The organism is Paraburkholderia sp. RL18-085-BIA-A, from assembly GCF_046027075.1.
Taxonomy (GTDB): Bacteria; Pseudomonadota; Gammaproteobacteria; order Burkholderiales; family Burkholderiaceae; genus Paraburkholderia.
The window spans coordinates 1-17,035 of the sequence record NZ_JARESU010000091.1; the positions used below are offsets into that span (position 1 = coordinate 1).

Below are 17,035 nucleotides of genomic sequence, written 5' to 3' on the forward strand. Positions count from 1 at the left end.
AGCGCGGGGTTTGCCGCGCAAGCTGCCAATGAGGCGGATAAGGTCTTCGAGGAAGCCCGCTACAGTGTTGCATGGGAGGAGTCGGCCGAGCGCAAGTACTTCCTGGACCCACGTCCGGAGGTTTTGCGCGAGCATGGCGAGGCCGGCGAAGCACTGGACGCTTCGCTAAAGAAAGCGATGGCACTTGAACCTGGCAGCAGTGCAATGCTGACCGGGCTGCTGGAGAAGCACGCAAAGTATCGGGCGTTCGCAAAGCCAATGTTCAAGGCCGTCGATGACCACGACATACCGAGAGCCAACGAGATCGACGAGAATTCGGCTGATCCGCTCTTCGACGATATCGAACAGAAAGTCTTCGCAGCGGCGGCGCGGCACCGTGACGATGCGACGATGCAACTCAACCGGCTCGTTGCCGTGCAACGGATCGTCCTGATATCAACCCCGGTGGTTCTGGCGATTGGCGTGGGGCTTGCGCTCCTGTTTCTCCAGATGCTGCGGCGTATTCGCAAGAATATAGATGCGGCGGCCCAGAGTGCGCTGCGCACGAGCGAGCAGAGGCTGCAGGCGCTTGTGGCAAACACGTCGGATGCAATTCTCGTTTCCGACGTCGACGGAAATGTCTTTTACGAAGCGCCAACCCGAAGGCCGGACCCATTGCAGAACATGGGTCAGCTGGTCGGCACCAGTCTGCTCGATCCCATCCATCCCGCTGACCGTCCCACGCTGCAAGGGCTGTTGCAAACCGTGTCGTCGACAGCTGGATCCACGAAATCCATCGAGATTCGCACGCGCGGTGAGGACGATGCGTGGCGCTACATTCAACTGACGTTGACGAATCTGCTCGACGAACCGGCTGTCGGTGCGATCGTGGCGACGGCGAGCGACACAACCGAAAGAAAGAACTTCGAGGAGCAACTGGCCCGAAGGGCGTTCTACGATACATTAACCGCGTTACCCAACCGCGCACTCCTGATTGATCGTATTAGCCAGGCCGAAGCTCGCGCGCGTCGACGCAACGCGGTAATCGGAGTCGTTTTCATCGATCTGGACAACTTCAAACGGGTCAACGACAGTCTTGGACATCACGTGGGAGACCGACTGCTGATCGCAGCGGCCAAACGCCTCGAAGCGTGCGTTCGCCCCGCCGACACTGTCGCGCGGCTAGGCGGAGATGAGTTTGTCATCTTGCTGGAACATCTGGGGAGTGAAGCAACGAGTGAAGGGACTCTGGTTGCGGAGAATATCCTTGCGCATTTCAGTCAACCATTCGATCTCGACAACAAACAGTACATCGTCAGCGCAAGCGTAGGGTTGGCATTCGCGCACGCAGGCGGCGGCCGAGGAGATGCTGACACGTTGTTGCGGGACGCTGATGTTGCGATGTATCGGGCCAAGAATGACGGAAAAGGCCGCTATGTGGTTTTCGAAGAGAACATGCACGCGGAAGCGGTTAAAAAGCTGGAGATTGAAACTGATCTGCGCTCCGCGATCGAGCGTCGCGAACTACGCGTGTACTTCCAGCCCATCATGCAACTTCAGGGGGAGGGGTTTCGTGAAATGGAAGCTCTAGTGAGGTGGCAGCATCCCACGAGAGGTCTATTGCCGCCGTCCGAGTTCATTGCGATTGCAGAAGAAAGCGGCCTGATCATTCCGCTAGGACGATACGTACTGAAAGAGGCTTGCGAGCAAGTCGCCCGCTGGCAGCGGGAGTTCCCCAGCGAGCCGCCACTACAGGTTAGTGTCAATCTCTCTCCAAGGCAGTTCGATGATCCAAACCTCGTCGCCGACGTGGCCGCGGCGTTGTCCAGTGCTCACATCGGCGCTGCCCTGCTGAAACTGGAGGTCACAGAAGGCCTGATCATGCGGGATACGGCGAAGAGTATCGAGATCCTCAAAAGCCTGAAAGAGTTTGGAGTAACTATCGCAATCGATGACTTTGGCACGGGTTACTCATCGCTGAGTTATCTTCGCAAGCTGCCGCTGGATGTCCTGAAGATCGACCGATCGTTCGTTCAGGGCATTGGAACGAGTGCCGAGGACGATGCAATCGTTCGAGCCGTCATCTCGGTAGCGCAGTCGCTTGGATTGACCGTCACTGCCGAAGGAATTGAAACCGGTGAGCAGGCAAGACTCCTTCGCGAATGGTCCTGCCAGGCTGGACAGGGCTATCTTTTTTCACGACCTCTGCCTGCGGAAGAGTTCGCCGCTCTGTTTTGTGCACAGTCTTCCGGTTTCGACCGCAGCCGTTCGCCAGGGGATTTCGCCACGGAGCGCCTCTAGCCCCGGGCATGATGTGTGTTGCTGTTTCACATCATGCCGCCTGAGCTGACGATGCAGCCCGCCCCGGCGCCTCCGGCCCCACCTGTGCTGGTGCTCGGCGCTGTCGCAATTGGATATGCCGCGCCCGTCGCGGCCATAAGAGCGACTGCCGCGGCATCCGGCTCACGGTTGGCATCGATTGCGCCACGTGCGAGGAGCGCTTCAAGATCACTATCCTCGCCTGGTTGACCCCAGTGAATGAAGTGGTCAGGAAGTCGGGTGTGGAAAGCGTGACACCGTATGTTTGCTGCAGACTCTGGACGACAGCGGCCTGCGCGCCCAGAACATCGTCTGAGTTTGCAGCGCCTGCTCAAACGCCGTGTTCGCCGCGAAACCGGCGATGAGCGCGCTTTCATTCGCGCCAAGTTGCGCCGCCAGATACGGCAACAGCAGATCTGTCTCCGACGTGACGTTGTATGTGCCGCCGGCAAATGCAGCAGAATGCAGCGTCGTCGCGCCGGAGGTCGCCGTGATTACGCATGGCATCACTGTGCCAAGAGTTGGGTGGTAGCTTCCGTTCGCATCCGCGGTAACCGACATCGAGCCGCGCGCGCAAAAGATGCTGACTGTCGCGTTTGCAAGTGCTTTGCCGGTTGCCGCCGTGCCGGCGATCGAAATCATCGACTTGCTGTTTGCGCTACCGATGCCACCATCGCCACTGCCGCCGCAGCCAGCGAATGAAGTAGTGAAAGCAATCAGCAGCCTTGCGCCAGCAGGGCGAATGATGCGCTGTAGTCGAGTGCTCAACGAAGTCCGCCACCGGATAGTACGTGAGCTAGACGATTGGGGGGGCGTCTATTCCACTTTCGACCAGACCTTGACGCAGCGAAGGCATGGCTAGCTCGTGGCTGCAAGCAAGGCGAAGGGTTCGTGTCAGAAATATTCGCGGGTCCGCGAGAGCAACCCTTTAGTTCGAGCGATTGGAATAGGGAGGGTACGCCATACGTTTATTCACGGGATTGACCCTGGAAGTTTCAAGCCCATGGCGTGCCGGAATGCCATTCCCCGACGCAAAGTAGGCCGCGCTGACAGTATTGTCGGGAGGCCCGCGAGCGACGCCCGTTGTGCGGTTGCGCGCTGCTGCTGGCCGCCGTGGCGGCAGGTGCGCCTCGCAGCCTCCTGCATGGCTATGGGCGTGGCGAGTCGTTCGCATGCCGCACGCTCGGGCGGCCATTCAGACGCCAAAGAGCAAGCGACGGTTTGAACCTATGATCACTTGTCGATATCGCATTTCCGGTCGTCGAGCACGCCCGTGCATGCCGCCTGATGCGCAACGGTGGCCAACCTGGCGGATGTTGATGTGTGTGCTCGCGTTGACGTGCCTGATTGCTCCCGTGCGCGCCGTCGGCCAATCGACCAGCCCGATTGAGCCGGCTTCATCCGCTGTATCGGCGGGATGCGCGGAGCCGGGCACGTCGGATGCCGTGAGCGCGGACGTCGCCCGGTTCCGGTGCCTCACGGCTCACGAACAGGCGACGTCGTTGCGAACGCGGTTCGAAGACCACTCACTCCTGGCCCTGACCGATGATCAAATCCTTTCTCTGATGGAAGCGATGAGACCTGAAGCCTTCGTCGAGTACGCGAAGTCCGATATGGTGCAGGACGACGCCTACGAATACAGGATGTTCCGGCAGGAGCGTATATCGGGGCGATGGCCGGACCGGCCCGATCACATCGATATTCGATATCAGGACACGCCTCGACGTGTCTACGCAAAATGGCTGCCTGACGGCGCACATGCAGGACAGGAGATTCTTTACGACGAAACCCGCGACCCGGTTAGCATCTTCGGCCATCTGGGCGGTCGACTGCGCATCGTCTCAGGCAAGGTCGCGATCGACGGCGCGTTCGCGCACGCCCAATCCCACCATAGTGTCCGGGATTTCGGCCTGCAGTTCATCACGCGCACCATCGAGCACGATGCGCACAGCTTTCATGAAGAGGGCCTTACTGAAAAGCCTACCCGCATCGAACTCGTGAACGTGCAAGGCGTTCGGTTGCTTGCGTGGACCTGGATCGCTCCGTCGGGGCCACCGGCCCACTACGCGCGGCGCGTGACGCTGCTGTTTGACCTCAAGCACACGTGGCCCTACGGCGAAGACTCGTGGGACGAACGCGGCGACGTGCAGGAGATGATCCGTTTCGAAGACGTCGTGCCTCACCGCTGGAGCGAATCCGCTTTCGACCAGCGCAACCCTGACTACGGCTTTTACTGACGCAGTGCAGTGAAAAAGGTTCATGGGACGATCTATCGACTCGAAACATACCGTCGATGCGCTGAGCCGCGCAGTCACATGCTGATTTTGTGACCACGCTACGCGTTCGCCAGCGTTTGTTCCTTCGAGAAGACCTTCAGCCGATAGCGCTCTCTTGCTCGCGCAGATTCACCGGCGTCATGCGCGGCATGAGCAGATGAATGATGCCGAGCGCGACCAGATAAGCCGATGCACCGACAGCGAAGAGCACCCAATACTGACCGGTGCGCTGCAACGTCTCGCCGATCACTCCCGAGAAGAGGAACGAGCCGATCATCCCGGCCACGCCGCCGATACCGACCACCGTGCCAACCATCCGGCGCGGAAACACGTCGCCGACGGTGGTGACGAGATTCGCCGACCACCCCTGGTGAGCCGCTGCCGCAAGGCCAACAGCGAAGACTGCGTACCAGAGGCTCTGAAAATGCGAAAGTGTGGCAATCGGTAGTACGCATAACGCGCAGACACCCATCGCGATCTTGCGTGCGACATTGGGTTGATTGGAACGCTGCATGAGCCGGGACGACAGCCATCCCCCAGCCACGCTGCCGACGGACGCCATCGTGTAAATGACGATCAACGGCAGACCCAGATTGCCGATGTCGATGTGCCTCGACTCATTGAGCCATTTGGGCAGCCAGAACAAATAGAACCACCACACCGGATCGGTCAGCAGTTTGCCAAAAATGAACGCCCACGTTTCGCGGTACTTCAGCACCGAAAGCCACCTGACGGATTGCTCGACGCTTTCGTCCCGGTCCGAATTGATGTAATCCAGTTCGCGCTTCGATACCGACGCATGCTCCGCGGGAGGGCGGTACACCAGCAGCCACACCGCCAGCCACACGAAACCGGCCGCCCCTCCCACAACGAACGTCGCACGCCAGCCCCACATGACAGCGGCGATCGGCACGAATGCCGGCGCAACGATCCCGCCGAAGGTTGCGCCCATGTTCCACAGGCCCGTGGCCAACGCACGCTCCTTCTTCGGAAACCATGTGGCCGTGGTGCGGATGGCGACAGGGAAATTGGCCGCCTCGCCGAACCCGAGCAAACCGCGCACGGCCGCGAAGCCGGGGACGGTCGCCGCCAACGCGTGCAGCATCGCGGCCAGGCTCCACATCGCCATGGCACTGCCGTAGACCACCTTGGTGCTGATCCGATCCGCGATTCGGCCAAATATCGCGAGACCCACTGCATAGGCGACCGTGAACACCATCACGGTCTGCGCGTACTGGACCTGATTCCAGCCAATGTCTTTTTGCAGCAGCGGCGCGAGTAGTCCAAGCATTTGACGATCCATGTAGTTGATCGTCGTTGCAAAAAAGATGAGCGCGCAGATGGTCCATCTATATCGTCCGACGGCCGTTTGATCGGCGACGGAACGGATATCTATCATTTTCATTGTGTCTCCGCAAAGTTTGTAATCAGTGGTGCCGCTAACATTTCAAGTCGACGAATAACGGAACTCGGCGCGCACGTGCGCTCCAACGCCGCGCTGTTTCTGAATATCACCCGAGCGCCGTATTGCAACGGCCACCCGTCATCGAATGGAATGCGCCGCCGAGCGAAATACTTCGCCGGTCGGCGCATGCGATCAATCACTGCTCATCAGGTACGGTCGCTCTCCGACGGGCCGGCCGAAACACATTTCAAACCAGTCCACCCAGCGCTACACTGCAAGCGCGGCCCGACCATCCCGAGGCGTCATCCGCGCAAAGAAAACAACCCCGGCGGCCACCACCGACATCACCGCCAACCCTGTCAGCCCGCCTTCAATCGACCCCGTCTTCTGCTCGAGGAAGCCAAACGCCGCCGGCGCAACGAAGCCGCCGAGATTGCCGATCGAATTGATCAGCGCCAGCACCGCCGCGGAAATCCGCGCGTCCAGGTAACCCTGCGGAATCGGCCAGAACAATGCCGACGCGGCCTTGAAACCGATCGCCGCAAAGCAGATCGCGACGAATGAGAACATCGGGCTGCCCTGGCCGGCCGCATACATGCCGAGTGCGGCGATCAGCAGCACGCAGGCAACCCACGCCTGCTGGAACTTGAAGCGCGCCGCGAGCATCGCGAAGAAGTACATCGCCACGATCGAGATCAGCCATGGGATCGAATTGAAGAGCCCGACCTGGAAATCGTTGAAATGGCCCATCTTGCGAATGATGCTGGGCAGCCAGAAGGTCGCGCCGTAGATCGTCAGCGAAACCGAGAAGTAGATCACGCAGAAGATCAGGATCTGCGGGTCGCGCAGCAGAGTCCAGGCCGAAGGTTTGATCGCATGCACCGCGTCGCGCTGGCGCTGCTCTTCCTCCACCTCGGCCACTATCGCGTCCTGTTCTGCGCGGCTCAGCCATCTGGCGTCGCGCGGCATCGAGTCGAGCCAGAACCAGATGAAGCCGGCCAGCACCACCGAGGCCATTCCTTCGATCACGAACATCCACTGCCAGCCGTGCAGGCCCCAGCCGCTGATCAGCATCAGCGCGCCGGAGATCGGCCCGGAGAGGATCGAGGCGAGCGCCGAGCCGCTGAGAAAGATCGCCATCGCCTTGCCGCGCTCGTCGCGCGGCAGCCATTGGGTGAAATAGAAGATCACGCCCGGAAAGAAGCCGGCCTCGGCCGCGCCGAGCAGCAGCCGCATCGCGTAGAACGACGTTTCGCCGCGAACGAACGCCATGCCGACCGCGGCCAGACCCCACGTGAACATGATGCGTGTGAGCCACGCCTTTGCGCCGAAGCGCTGCAGCAGGATGTTCGACGGCACTTCGAAGACCGCGTAGCTGACGAAGAACAATCCCGCGCCGAGTCCATAGGCCGCCGCGCCGATGCCCAGATCAGCGCTGAGATGCTGGCGGACGAAGCCGATGTTCACACGGTCGATGTAGTTGACGATGAACATCACGACGAAGAGCGGCAGCACATGCCACTTGATCTTGCGCACGGCGCTCGCCAGCGCGTCGGCTCGGTCCGGGCCGGCGGCGTGGATGGAACGGCTCATGGGGGGTGTCTCCTTGGGTGGCAATGCGCATCGCGCGCCGGACGTGGGCTCGGATGAGAGGCGCGCGTCAGAAGCGTGGGTTCTTGCCGCTGAAAGCCGGGTCGTATTTCTGCATCTGCTTCAGGTCGTCGCGATTGCGCACGCCGCACGACAGGTACTGCGCATGCAGTTCGGCCAGGCGGTCGCGGTCGAGCTCGACACCGAGGCCAGGCGCGGTGGGCACGCGTACCGCGCCGTTGTCGAAGCTCACACGGCCGCCCTTGATGACTTCTTCTTCCTGCCACGGGTAATGGGTGTCGCACGCGTAGGTCAGGTTGGGGATGCTCGCCGCGACGTGCGTCATCGCCATCAGGCTGATGCCAAGGTGCGAGTTGGAGTGCATCGACATGCCCAGGTCCCACAGCTTGCACATGCGCGCGAGTGTCTGGGTCGCGCGCAGGCCGCCCCAGTAGTGATGGTCCGACAGCAACACCTTGACCGATCCCATCTCGGCGCCGCGGCGGAAATCTTCCATGGTGGTGATCACCATGTTGGTCGCGAGCGGCAGGCGGGTGTGCTTCGCCAGCTCCGCCATGCCGGCGAGCCCCGGACATGGGTCTTCGTAGTATTCGAGCAGCTCGTCGAGTTCGGGTGCGGCCGCGACGCTCGTTTCGAGCGTCCAGTTGGCATTCGGATCGAGGCGCAGCGGCACGCCGGGGAAAGCCTGATGCAGCGCGCGCATGCAGGCGATCTCATGCGCCGGCTCGAACACGCCGCCCTTGAGCTTGATGCTCTGGAAGCCGTACAACTCGATCATGCGACGCGCCTGCGCAACGATCTGCTCCGGGCTCAGGCCTTCGCCCCAGGCATCGGGCGCATAGGGCTTGCCGATGTGCTCGGCGTACTTGAAGAAGAGATAGGCGCTGTAGGGCACGGCGTCGCGAACCTTGCCGCCGAGCAGATCGACGATCGGCGCGCCGACGATTTGCCCCTGCAAGTCGAGCATCGCGACTTCTAGCGTGCTGATCACTTTCGGCGCGTTCTTGGCCGAGTGCGAGCCGGGCGCGAGTTCGAATTCGACCGCGCCGGGGCTCGCCTTGATCGCCGCGCGCACACGTTCTTCCATCCGGTTGAGGTCGAAGGGCGACAAGCCGATCACCAGCGCCTTGGCCTGCTCGAGCACGCGCAGCATCGGTTCGTCACCGTATGTCTCGGAGATGCCTACGCGGCCGTCGCTCGTCTCCAGTTCGACGATCGCGCGCAACGCCCACGGTTCGTGGATGCCGGCAGCATTCAACAATGGGCCGTCGCGGAAGGCGATCGGCGTATTTCGCACCTGGATGATAGTGATGTCGCGGGTCATGTTGGCAATCCGGGAATAGGAGAGTTTCAAGTGGATGGGTGCATAGTAAAGCACTAATGTATTAGTGCGTCAGTGGGGTAAATACTCAGGCTCCGCCAGCTTCCGCAAGCACCGGGCGCGGGCCGGCGTCGGCTATAGTATTAGTATCTCAGCGGGCCGGAACAGCAGATTCCGCCTGCGCTTACGCTTCGTTCCTGCCATGAAAACCAACGCTTTCCCGTCGACACTGACCCGGCTCGACCGGTCCCGCCATGCCGCGCCGCAGGTATTCGAACGCCTGCGCGAAATGATCCTGTCCCTCGAACTGGCGCCCGGCACGGTGCTCTCTCGCGCCGATCTGGCGACGCAGTACGGTCTGAGCCAGACGCCGGTGCGCGACGCGTTGATGAAGCTCGGCGAGGAAGGCCTCGTCGACATCTTTCCGCAGCACGCCACGGTGGTCAGCCAGATCAACGTGACGTCGGCGTTGCAGGCGCACTTCCTGCGCCGTGCCATCGAACTGGAAGTCGTGCGCACGCTCGCGCAGCAGCACGATGCAGCGCTGATCGGTCAATTGCGCGCCACGATCGCCGGGCAAAGGGAACTGCGCGACCTGAAGAACTACGAGCAGTTCTCGGTGCTCGATCAGGCCTTTCATCGGCAGATGTACGAGGCGGCGGGCGTGCCGCAACTCTGGGATCTGGTGCGCCGACGGGGTGGCCACATCGACCGGCTGCGGCGTCTCCACCTGCCGGTGGAGGGCAAGACGATGGCGGTGGTGCGCGATCACACCGAGATCGTCGATGCGATCGAAAAGGGCGACGCCGAGGCCGCGCAGGCGGCACTGCGCAGGCACCTGTCGGGTACGCTGAACCAGGTCGATCAGATCCGCGCGAGTCATCCGAACTTCCTGACGGATGACTGAAGGCGTCCGGCGAGGGTGCGGGCCAGATGTGATGTCGAGTGGGCGGCACGGTGTTGCGCAGCGAACCGGCGCCTATGTGACCCAGCCGTCGCGGGCGCACGACTCCATTACGCCGAGCAGCGCGCGTTTGGCGGCGCTATCCAGGTGAGCATACGCGAGGCCGATGCCGGCCCGATGATCCGCAAGTTCAAGCGGACGCGCGACGACTTTCGGCGGCAACGCGAGGGCCGCTTCGGTCGGAATCACCCCGATGCCGAGCCCGGCCGAGACCAACGCGAGCATGGTCGAAAATTCACCGAGTTCCTGAGCGATCTGCAGATCCGCGCCCTGGCGTTTCAACGCGACGAGCATTTCGTCATGGAAGCCGGGCGCGTAGCGCCGCGCGAGCACGAATGCAGGATAGCCACGTAGATCGGCTGGACGAATCAACGCTTGCGTGGCGAGCGGGTGGTCATCGGGCAGCGCAACCACGAACGACTCTTCGAGCACGAGACGCGTTTCCAGCACGGCGCCGGTCACGGGCAGACGGACCAGGCCGAAGTCCAGCTGGTTGCTGTGCAGGGCGGCGATCTGATCCGGCGTCGGCATGTCTTTCAGTTCGAGCGTGATGAGCGGATAGCGCGCATGCATGCTGCGGATCAGCGTCGGCAACAGCTTCGGCAGGACCGACGACACGAACGCGATCCGCAAGGTGCCAATTTCGCCGCGTGCCGACAAACGGGCGGTCTGCTCCGCACGCATCGCCTGATGAAGCGTGGCGCGCGCCTCGGGCAGAAAGAGCCGCCCGGTTTCGGTCAGCGCCACCTTGTGCCGGTCGCGTTCGAGCAGGCGCACGTCCAGTTCCTCTTCCAGCGCCTTGATCTGCATGCTCAATGCCGGCTGCACGATGCACAGGCGCTGCGCCGCCCTGCCGAAATGCAGTTCCTCGGCTAGCGCGACGAACGCGCGCAGATGCTTGAGTTCCATGATGTCTCTTTGGCCTCGGGCCGGTCTGTCGGCCATTATCAAGATTCATGATAACAAGGTCACGAAAGACTATTGGCGCAATCTCCGCGTCTGGAGTGAACTACGTGCATCGAGAGACAACCGGAAGCGCATCGAATGCGTCTTTAAACATGTACGAAACTTTGAATCTGTTCAGCCTGAAGGGGCGGCGCGCGTTGATCACCGGTTCCGGGCGCGGCATCGGGCTCGCGTTGGCGCGCGGCCTGGCAGGCGCAGGCGCGGCCGTCGTTATCAACGATCGCGATGAGCAGAAGGCGCACGCCGTGGCAGCGGGATTGCGCGATGAGGGTTTCATCGCGGATATCGCGGTATTTGATGTGACGCAGTCCGCGCAGGTGTGGGCAGCGGTAGATGAATTCGAAGAGCGCGTCGGCGCAATCGACATCCTCGTCAACAATGCCGGCATCCAGCGCAGAGCGCCGCTCGAAAACTTCAGCGCCGCCGACTGGAACGACCTGCTGCGCGTCAACCTGGATGGCGCTTTTCATGTGTCGCAAGCGGTCGCTCGCCACATGTTGCCGCGCGGACGCGGCAAGATCATCAACATCTGTTCGGTGCAAGGCGAGTTGGCGCGGCCGGGCATCGCGCCATACGCGGCAACCAAGGGCGCGATTCGCATGCTGACCAAAGGCATGTGCGCGGAGTGGGCCAGTCGCGGCATTCAGGCCAACGCGCTCGCTCCTGGCTACTTCGCGACCGATCTCAATCGCGCGCTCGTCGACGACCCCGCGTTCTCCGACTGGCTCTGCAAGCGCACGCCGGCCGGACGCTGGGGCCGCGTGGAAGAGTTGTGCGGAGCCGCAGTGTTTCTGGCGTCGTCGGCGTCGGACTTCGTGAACGGGCAGACACTTTTCGTCGACGGCGGACTGACGAGCGTGGTCTAAGACTGTCCGGCGCGCCGCTACACAACCGCATAACAGGGCATCGGAAAGGAGACAGCGAAATGCATTCACTCGCTGGCAATCAAAACGGAGAGCAGAGAGTACGCAGAAACGTCGTGGTGTTTCGCGCGATTCCGGACGACCTTCTGGAGCGAATCAGCGCGAAGCATCACGTGGTCGTCGCCGATCCGCGACGCGCGCAAGAGTTGCCGCGCTTTCGCGACGCGCTGCACGACGCGGACGGCCTGATCGGTTCGAGCTTCAAACTGGGCGCAGCAGAGCTCGATGGTGCGCGGCGTCTACGAGTGATTTCGAGCATTTCGGTTGGTGTCGACAACTACGATCTCGCCCGTCTGAAGCAGCGTGGCATCACGTTGTGCCACACGCCCGGCGTACTGACCGAGACCACGGCGGACACTGTGTTCGCGATGATCATCGCCGCGTCGCGGCGTCTGGTCGAACTGTCGAACCATGTGCGCAACGGCCACTGGACGCGCAACATCGGCGAGGATCTGTTCGGCTGGGACGTGCACGGCAAGACGCTCGGCGTGATGAGCGCGGCTTTGCTCAACGAGATTGCGCGGGTCGGCTAGGCCGCCGCGGGTTGTGTTTCGCAGGAAAGTGTAGGTAGCACGATCCGACACCTCGCGGGAAGACGAGGGCGGATCGATGAGCAGCGGACCGTCCGGATCATCGCTGATCAGGAGCGGCATCCAGATTGGAGGAGACATCATGAAACACCAGCAAACCATTGCCGCCGCTTCGAGCAGCGCCTGCAACGACGCCGCCGCAGCCAGGCAGGAAGTGAACACCGCCGATCTGTATCGCGCGGCGTGGGCGGCTTCGATTGGCAGCGCGCTCGAATACTACGACTTCGCGCTGTACAACCTGGCGTCGGCGCTGATCTTCGCGCCGCTGTTCTTTCCGTCGAGCGATCCGGGCATCGGCCTGATTGCGAGCTTCGGCGCGTACTTCCTCGGCTTCGCGATCCGGCCTGTAGGGGGCATCGTTTTCGGGGCGCTCGGCGACCGCTATGGACGCAAGTTCGTCCTGATGGCGACGATCCTGCTGATGGGCATCGCCAGCACGCTCATCGGCCTTTTACCCACGTATGCGACCGCCGGCGTCTGGGCGCCGATCCTGCTCGTGGGCTGCCGGTTGCTGCAGGGGCTGGGCGCGGGCGCGGAACAGGCCGGCGCCGCAGTGCTGATGGCCGAGTATGCGCCGGCGAAGCGCCGTGGATATTTCGCCGCACTGCCATTCATGGGTGTGCTGCTCGGCACGGTGATGGCGGCCGCGATCTACTTCGCGCTGGTGCGCGTCGAAGACATTTCGCAAAGCTGGCTCTGGCGCGTGCCGTTTCTGTTGAGCGTCGCCATTGTCGCGGTGGCGATATGGATCCGGTTGAAACTCAAGGAGTCGCCGTCGTTCGCCAAGCTCGAAGCTCGCCAGCAAGTGAACGACAGTCCACTGAAACACCTGATCAAACATTCAAAGCCGACGCTGCTCAAGGTCATCGGCATGCGGATGGCCGAGAACGGCGGCTCGTCGATCTATCAGTCGCTCGCGATCAGTTACATGGCGACGGCGACGGGCCTCAAAGGACAGATCGGCCCTGTCGCGCTGCTGCTGGCCGGGGCGTCGGGGGCGATCGTCATCCCGCTGACCGGCATGCTGAGCGACCGGTTCGGACGCATTCCCGTCTATCGCGCGTTCGCCGCCTATCAACTGCTGCTGGCTTATCCGACGTGGTGGGTGCTGAGCCAGGGCAATGCGGCGGCGAGCATCACGATGTTGTGCGTCGCGCTTGCCGGCGTCTGGGGCATGTTCGCCACGCAAGGCGCACTGCTTCCCGAATTGTTCGGTGCGCAGCATCGCTATGCCGGCGTGGCGGTGGGGCGCGAAGTATCGGCGGTCATCGCGGGCGGGGTCGCGCCGCTCATCGGCGCTTCGATCATCGCGTGGGCCACCGTGCACTGGGGCGGCAGCGAAGGCCGGATACTCGCATGGATTCCGCTCGCCACTTACGTCGCGATCTTGAGCCTGATCGGCGTGGTGACGACCTACTACACGCCGGAAACGCGCGGCCGCGATCTCGATGATTTGCGCGACGCGGCCGAGGTCGCCGCTGCGTTGCATGAAGAGCAGGCGCTTCGACCTTCGTAGTCTTTGTGGTCACCGCTCTGTTGAACTTTGCGGTTGGATAGCCGACGCCGCTCGACCAGATTCAGCCCCCTGGGGTCGAGCGAGCGCTCGGGATCGCATGATGATCCGCTGAGGTATGGCCTACGTCCCCACGATAAGAACGAATTGAGCATTCTTCATGCACGCGCTTGCGTCAATTCGCGCAGCGCGACATGCTGCAATAGCATGATGGTTTTTCCGTCGACGATTTCACCACGCTCCACTGCCGCTACCGCGTCGTCCAAGGTCAATTCCATGACTTCGACATCCTCGCCTTCCGCTTCGATTCCTCCGCCATGGCCGACGCGCGTCGTCGCGTCATATTCGGCGATGAAGAAGTGGAGCTTTTCCGTCACCGATCCGGGGCTCATGTAGGCCTCGAATATTTTCTGCACGTCGCGCACGCGATACCCCGTTTCTTCCTCGACCTCGGTGCGAATGCGCTGCTCCGGCGACGCGTTGTCGAGCAGCCCCGCCGCGGCTTCCACCATCATCCCGTCATGGCCGTTGACGAACGCGGGCAACCTGAACTGCCGGGTCAATATCACCGTCTTCCTGGCGCGATCGAACAACAGGATCGTCGCACCGTTGCCACGATCATAAGTTTCCCGGCTCTGTCGTTGCCAGGTGCCGTCGCGTCGCTGGAAGTCGAAGGTCGTCTTCTTCAACACGTACCAGTCGTCGGACAGCACGGTCGTATCGATGATGCGGACACGGTCTTGCGTTGCAGTCATGAATTCCTCCAGTTCGCGAAAAGGACGGTTTCATGATATCGTGCATATTCGTGCAATATCAAGAACAAACGTGCAATGTTATGTTGACGTCACAACGCAAGAAGGCGATTCTCGACTTGCTGTCGCGGGACGGACAGGTGCTGGCGGGGCCGCTCGCAGTCACCTTCGGTGTCTCGGAGGACACCATACGGCGCGACCTGCGCGAACTCGCCGCCGAAGGATTGCTGCAGCGGGTTCACGGCGGAGCGTTGCCGGCTTCGTCGGCGGTCGCTCCGTTTGAGCAGAGACGTGCGCTCGAGTCGTCGGGCAAGCGCGCGATAGGGATTGCTGCCGCGGCCATGATCGAGCGGGGCAGCATCGTCGTCATCGACGGCGGGACGACCTCGGCCGAGCTCGTGAGACAGATCCCTCGCTCGTTGTCGGCGACCGTCGTCACGCATAGTCCGACGGTCGCCGTTGCGCTGGTGGACCATCCGTCAATCGACGTGATCATGATCGGCGGCAAGCTGTACAAGCATTCGATCGTCAACGTCGGCGCTGCGGCCATCGAGGCGATGTCGCATATCCACGCCGACATTTACTTCATGGGTGTGACCGGCGTTCATCCAACGGCGGGGCTCAGTACGGGCGATCTCGAAGAGGCTTATGTGAAGCGGGCGTTTGCCGCGCGATCCGCCGAGACAGTCGTCCTCGCGTCGATGGAAAAGCTCAATGCGGCGTCGGCGTACTCGATTGGTGACGTGACGCTTGCGCAGACGATAGTCGTCGAGAAGTTGGCCGATGCGGCGTTCACCAGCGCGCTGGAAGCCGCGGGTGTGGGGATTGTTCGCGCGTGACGCTTAGGCGCTAGCCGGCCTCGTCAGCACCGACGCCGCAATTGCTTCGTTCAGCAGACGATCGATGACTTCGTCGACGGACGCGCACGTGTCCACGAGCGCCGACGATTCGCCTGCAAACAGCGCCATCTTCTCCAGATCGCCCGTGGTCGTGCGCAATGGCGAGTTGGTATCGAACTTGTAAATGGGGTAGTCGGGTTCTTGCGCGATCACTTCGCGCGGCAAGAGGTAAGGGTCGTTGCCGAACAGGCGGCTGCCCGCTTCCCGAGTCACGCTGTTGGCGAGCACACGCACGGGTGAACCTGGTGGCCAGTTGATTGCGTAGATGTCTGTGTGAACGGTATCGCCGGCCTGCGCGTCCACAATGCGTTGCTTGTGGTAGTCGTGCGCAAACGACTCATGCGTCGCAAGGAACAGGGTGCCGCAGTGAATGTCCGACGCGCCGAGTGCAAGAGCGGCGATGAGCCCGCCACCTGTCGCGAATCCGCCAGAGGCGACCACCGGGACGCGCAGATGCTTTGCAAGCTGAGGCAGCAGCGTCAGGATACCGGTGCGTCCACGCACATGACCACCCGCTTCGATACCCTGGGCAATGATCACATCGGCACCGGCCTTTTCGGCGGCAAGTGCGTCCTGAAGGGAGCCCACCTGATAGAGCACGATTGCCCCCGCGTCTTTCGCGCGCGCGATGACTTGCGGGAACACGTCCCAGAAGAAGCACATCGCCGGCACGCGCGCCGACAGGCATGTGTCGAGTTGCGCGGCGAGAAGCTTGGGCTCGGTCCCTCTGGGAATGACATTGACGCCGAAGGGACGATCCGTCGCTGCACGCACTGCAGCGATTTCGCGCTCGATGACAGCGGACGGCTCCCGAACCATGCCGAGCAAGCCGAAGCCGCCCGCATTCGAAACGGCCGATACAAGTTCGGCGGGCGCAACGCCACCCATCCCCGCCGATATGATCGGATGCCGGCAACCCAGCAGACGGGTTAGAGCGGTCTCAAACGGTGCCTTGCTTTCGGTCATGAGCGTCCCTTTAACTCTTTACCTGTCGTACCTGGTGCAAGTGCCGGGAGCGGGGGCAAACAACACTCGATGGATATTTCGGGCTGCCAGGCCTTGCAGGGTCAAAGCTTCTCTACAGGGTAGAGTAGGGCAGTAGGAAGCACACTGCTGGCTTCGTGACCGCGGTTGCAGTGCTTGTCTCACGATGCTCTCTCGAGCGAGCCGGACGGCAACCCGGCCGCCGGACCAGACACACCGATTAAGCTTCACATTTCTGCAATGCGCCGACATCCTGCCTACTGGCACGGTGGAGTCGCAAGATTGCGACAGGCAACGGCAACCCGCCAGTTCAGGCCATACCACATGTCATTCCACTGCCAAAGTGGCACAACATGCAAGCCGACGCGCGAGACGTTGCGTCAAAGCCTCATTTTCTGATCCGCACGCAGTCATTCTGGCAAGATTGGAGTATCGTCACTCCGACGCATCCAGATTTCGACCGGTGTTTTACGGTTGCTTGTGTTTGCATTATCGCCTGACCCAACGCATTATCCGCAATATCGTTCTATTCA

General features: G+C 61.8%; 13 protein-coding genes and 1 pseudogene. 7 read left to right on the plus strand and 7 right to left on the minus strand.

Annotation, left to right across the window (positions count from 1 at the left end):
• Nucleotides 1-2,280: putative bifunctional diguanylate cyclase/phosphodiesterase (locus tag P0D89_RS36925; RefSeq protein WP_408377997.1), on the plus strand; the 2,280-nt coding region annotated here is incomplete at its 5' end.
• Between the two features lie 246 nt (nucleotides 2,281-2,526).
• On the opposite strand, the gene P0D89_RS36930 is transcribed toward P0D89_RS36925, so the two are convergent.
• On the minus strand, nucleotides 2,527-2,940 hold the full coding sequence (locus P0D89_RS36930; protein WP_408378000.1) for a hypothetical protein: 414 nt from the start codon (nucleotides 2,938-2,940) through the stop codon (nucleotides 2,527-2,529).
• A 932-nt stretch (nucleotides 2,941-3,872) separates the two neighbouring features.
• Between P0D89_RS36930 and P0D89_RS36935 the strand changes: the two genes are divergently transcribed.
• Nucleotides 3,873-4,535: a DUF1571 domain-containing protein gene (locus tag P0D89_RS36935; RefSeq protein ID WP_408364637.1), complete on the plus strand. Its 663-nt coding sequence runs from the start codon at nucleotides 3,873-3,875 to the stop codon at nucleotides 4,533-4,535.
• 136 nt (nucleotides 4,536-4,671) lie between these two features.
• Here the strand turns inward: P0D89_RS36935 and P0D89_RS36940 are convergent, their stop codons facing one another.
• The 3 genes from P0D89_RS36940 to P0D89_RS36950 all read right to left on the minus strand — a co-directional run bounded on the left by P0D89_RS36940 (nucleotide 4,672) and on the right by P0D89_RS36950 (nucleotide 8,914).
• On the minus strand, nucleotides 4,672-5,979 hold the full coding sequence (locus P0D89_RS36940) for an MFS transporter (RefSeq protein WP_408364635.1): 1,308 nt from the start codon (nucleotides 5,977-5,979) through the stop codon (nucleotides 4,672-4,674).
• 267 nt (nucleotides 5,980-6,246) lie between these two features.
• Nucleotides 6,247-7,572: an MFS transporter gene (locus tag P0D89_RS36945; RefSeq protein WP_408364633.1), complete on the minus strand. Its 1,326-nt coding sequence runs from the start codon at nucleotides 7,570-7,572 to the stop codon at nucleotides 6,247-6,249.
• A gap of 67 nt (nucleotides 7,573-7,639) precedes the next feature.
• Complete coding sequence (locus tag P0D89_RS36950) at nucleotides 7,640-8,914, minus strand: glucarate dehydratase family protein (protein ID WP_408364631.1); 1,275 nt, start codon at nucleotides 8,912-8,914, stop codon at nucleotides 7,640-7,642.
• A gap of 199 nt (nucleotides 8,915-9,113) precedes the next feature.
• Here P0D89_RS36950 and P0D89_RS36955 point away from each other — a divergent pair, with 199 nt between their 5' ends.
• Nucleotides 9,114-9,818 carry a GntR family transcriptional regulator gene (locus tag P0D89_RS36955; RefSeq protein WP_408364629.1) on the plus strand — a complete coding sequence of 235 codons (705 nt, stop codon included), beginning with the start codon at nucleotides 9,114-9,116 and terminating at the stop codon, nucleotides 9,816-9,818.
• Nucleotides 9,819-9,890: 72 nt separating this feature from the next.
• Here the strand turns inward: P0D89_RS36955 and P0D89_RS36960 are convergent, their stop codons facing one another.
• The gene (locus P0D89_RS36960; RefSeq protein WP_408364627.1) at nucleotides 9,891-10,784 is read right to left on the minus strand and encodes a LysR family transcriptional regulator; all 894 of its coding nucleotides are present in this window, start codon (nucleotides 10,782-10,784) and stop codon (nucleotides 9,891-9,893) included.
• A 149-nt stretch (nucleotides 10,785-10,933) separates the two neighbouring features.
• On the opposite strand from P0D89_RS36960, the gene P0D89_RS36965 reads away from it, so the two are divergent.
• The 3 genes and pseudogenes from P0D89_RS36965 (at nucleotide 10,934) to P0D89_RS36975 (ending at nucleotide 13,870) form a co-directional block, all read left to right on the plus strand.
• A complete protein-coding gene (locus P0D89_RS36965) occupies nucleotides 10,934-11,707 on the plus strand; it encodes an SDR family oxidoreductase (protein ID WP_408364625.1) in 774 nt (257 codons plus the stop codon).
• Between the two features lie 59 nt (nucleotides 11,708-11,766).
• Nucleotides 11,767-12,258, plus strand: a pseudogene (locus P0D89_RS36970) (Rossmann-fold NAD(P)-binding domain-containing protein); the annotation flags it as partial.
• Nucleotides 12,259-12,436: 178 nt separating this feature from the next.
• Nucleotides 12,437-13,870: an MFS transporter gene (locus tag P0D89_RS36975; RefSeq protein ID WP_408364623.1), complete on the plus strand. Its 1,434-nt coding sequence runs from the start codon at nucleotides 12,437-12,439 to the stop codon at nucleotides 13,868-13,870.
• Nucleotides 13,871-14,025: 155 nt separating this feature from the next.
• Here P0D89_RS36975 and P0D89_RS36980 read toward each other — a convergent pair whose 3' ends face one another.
• Nucleotides 14,026-14,622: an NUDIX domain-containing protein gene (locus P0D89_RS36980; protein ID WP_408364621.1), complete on the minus strand. Its 597-nt coding sequence runs from the start codon at nucleotides 14,620-14,622 to the stop codon at nucleotides 14,026-14,028.
• Nucleotides 14,623-14,654: 32 nt separating this feature from the next.
• On the opposite strand from P0D89_RS36980, the gene P0D89_RS36985 reads away from it, so the two are divergent.
• Nucleotides 14,655-15,458 (plus strand): DeoR/GlpR family DNA-binding transcription regulator, encoded by an 804-nt coding sequence (locus P0D89_RS36985; protein ID WP_408364619.1) that lies wholly within the window; start codon nucleotides 14,655-14,657, stop codon nucleotides 15,456-15,458.
• 3 nt (nucleotides 15,459-15,461) lie between these two features.
• Here the strand turns inward: P0D89_RS36985 and P0D89_RS36990 are convergent, their stop codons facing one another.
• Nucleotides 15,462-16,484: an NAD(P)H-dependent flavin oxidoreductase gene (locus tag P0D89_RS36990; protein WP_408364617.1), complete on the minus strand. Its 1,023-nt coding sequence runs from the start codon at nucleotides 16,482-16,484 to the stop codon at nucleotides 15,462-15,464.
• Nucleotides 16,485-17,035: the final 551 nt, after the last annotated feature.

Excerpts from the sequence above, each read along its gene's own strand:
- P0D89_RS36930 (WP_408378000.1), bottom strand. The coding sequence starts at position 2,940 with ATGATTTCGATCGCCGGCACGGCGGCAACCGGCAAAGCACTTGCAAAC.
- P0D89_RS36935 (WP_408364637.1), top strand. The coding sequence starts at position 3,873 with ATGAGACCTGAAGCCTTCGTCGAGTACGCGAAGTCCGATATGGTGCAG.
- P0D89_RS36940 (WP_408364635.1), bottom strand. The coding sequence starts at position 5,979 with ATGAAAATGATAGATATCCGTTCCGTCGCCGATCAAACGGCCGTCGGA.
- P0D89_RS36945 (WP_408364633.1), bottom strand. The coding sequence starts at position 7,572 with ATGAGCCGTTCCATCCACGCCGCCGGCCCGGACCGAGCCGACGCGCTG.
- P0D89_RS36950 (WP_408364631.1), bottom strand. The coding sequence starts at position 8,914 with ATGACCCGCGACATCACTATCATCCAGGTGCGAAATACGCCGATCGCC.
- P0D89_RS36955 (WP_408364629.1), top strand. The coding sequence starts at position 9,114 with ATGAAAACCAACGCTTTCCCGTCGACACTGACCCGGCTCGACCGGTCC.
- P0D89_RS36960 (WP_408364627.1), bottom strand. The coding sequence starts at position 10,784 with ATGGAACTCAAGCATCTGCGCGCGTTCGTCGCGCTAGCCGAGGAACTG.
- P0D89_RS36965 (WP_408364625.1), top strand. The coding sequence starts at position 10,934 with ATGTACGAAACTTTGAATCTGTTCAGCCTGAAGGGGCGGCGCGCGTTG.
- P0D89_RS36975 (WP_408364623.1), top strand. The coding sequence starts at position 12,437 with ATGAAACACCAGCAAACCATTGCCGCCGCTTCGAGCAGCGCCTGCAAC.
- P0D89_RS36980 (WP_408364621.1), bottom strand. The coding sequence starts at position 14,622 with ATGACTGCAACGCAAGACCGTGTCCGCATCATCGATACGACCGTGCTG.
- P0D89_RS36985 (WP_408364619.1), top strand. The coding sequence starts at position 14,655 with ATGATATCGTGCATATTCGTGCAATATCAAGAACAAACGTGCAATGTT.
- P0D89_RS36990 (WP_408364617.1), bottom strand. The coding sequence starts at position 16,484 with ATGACCGAAAGCAAGGCACCGTTTGAGACCGCTCTAACCCGTCTGCTG.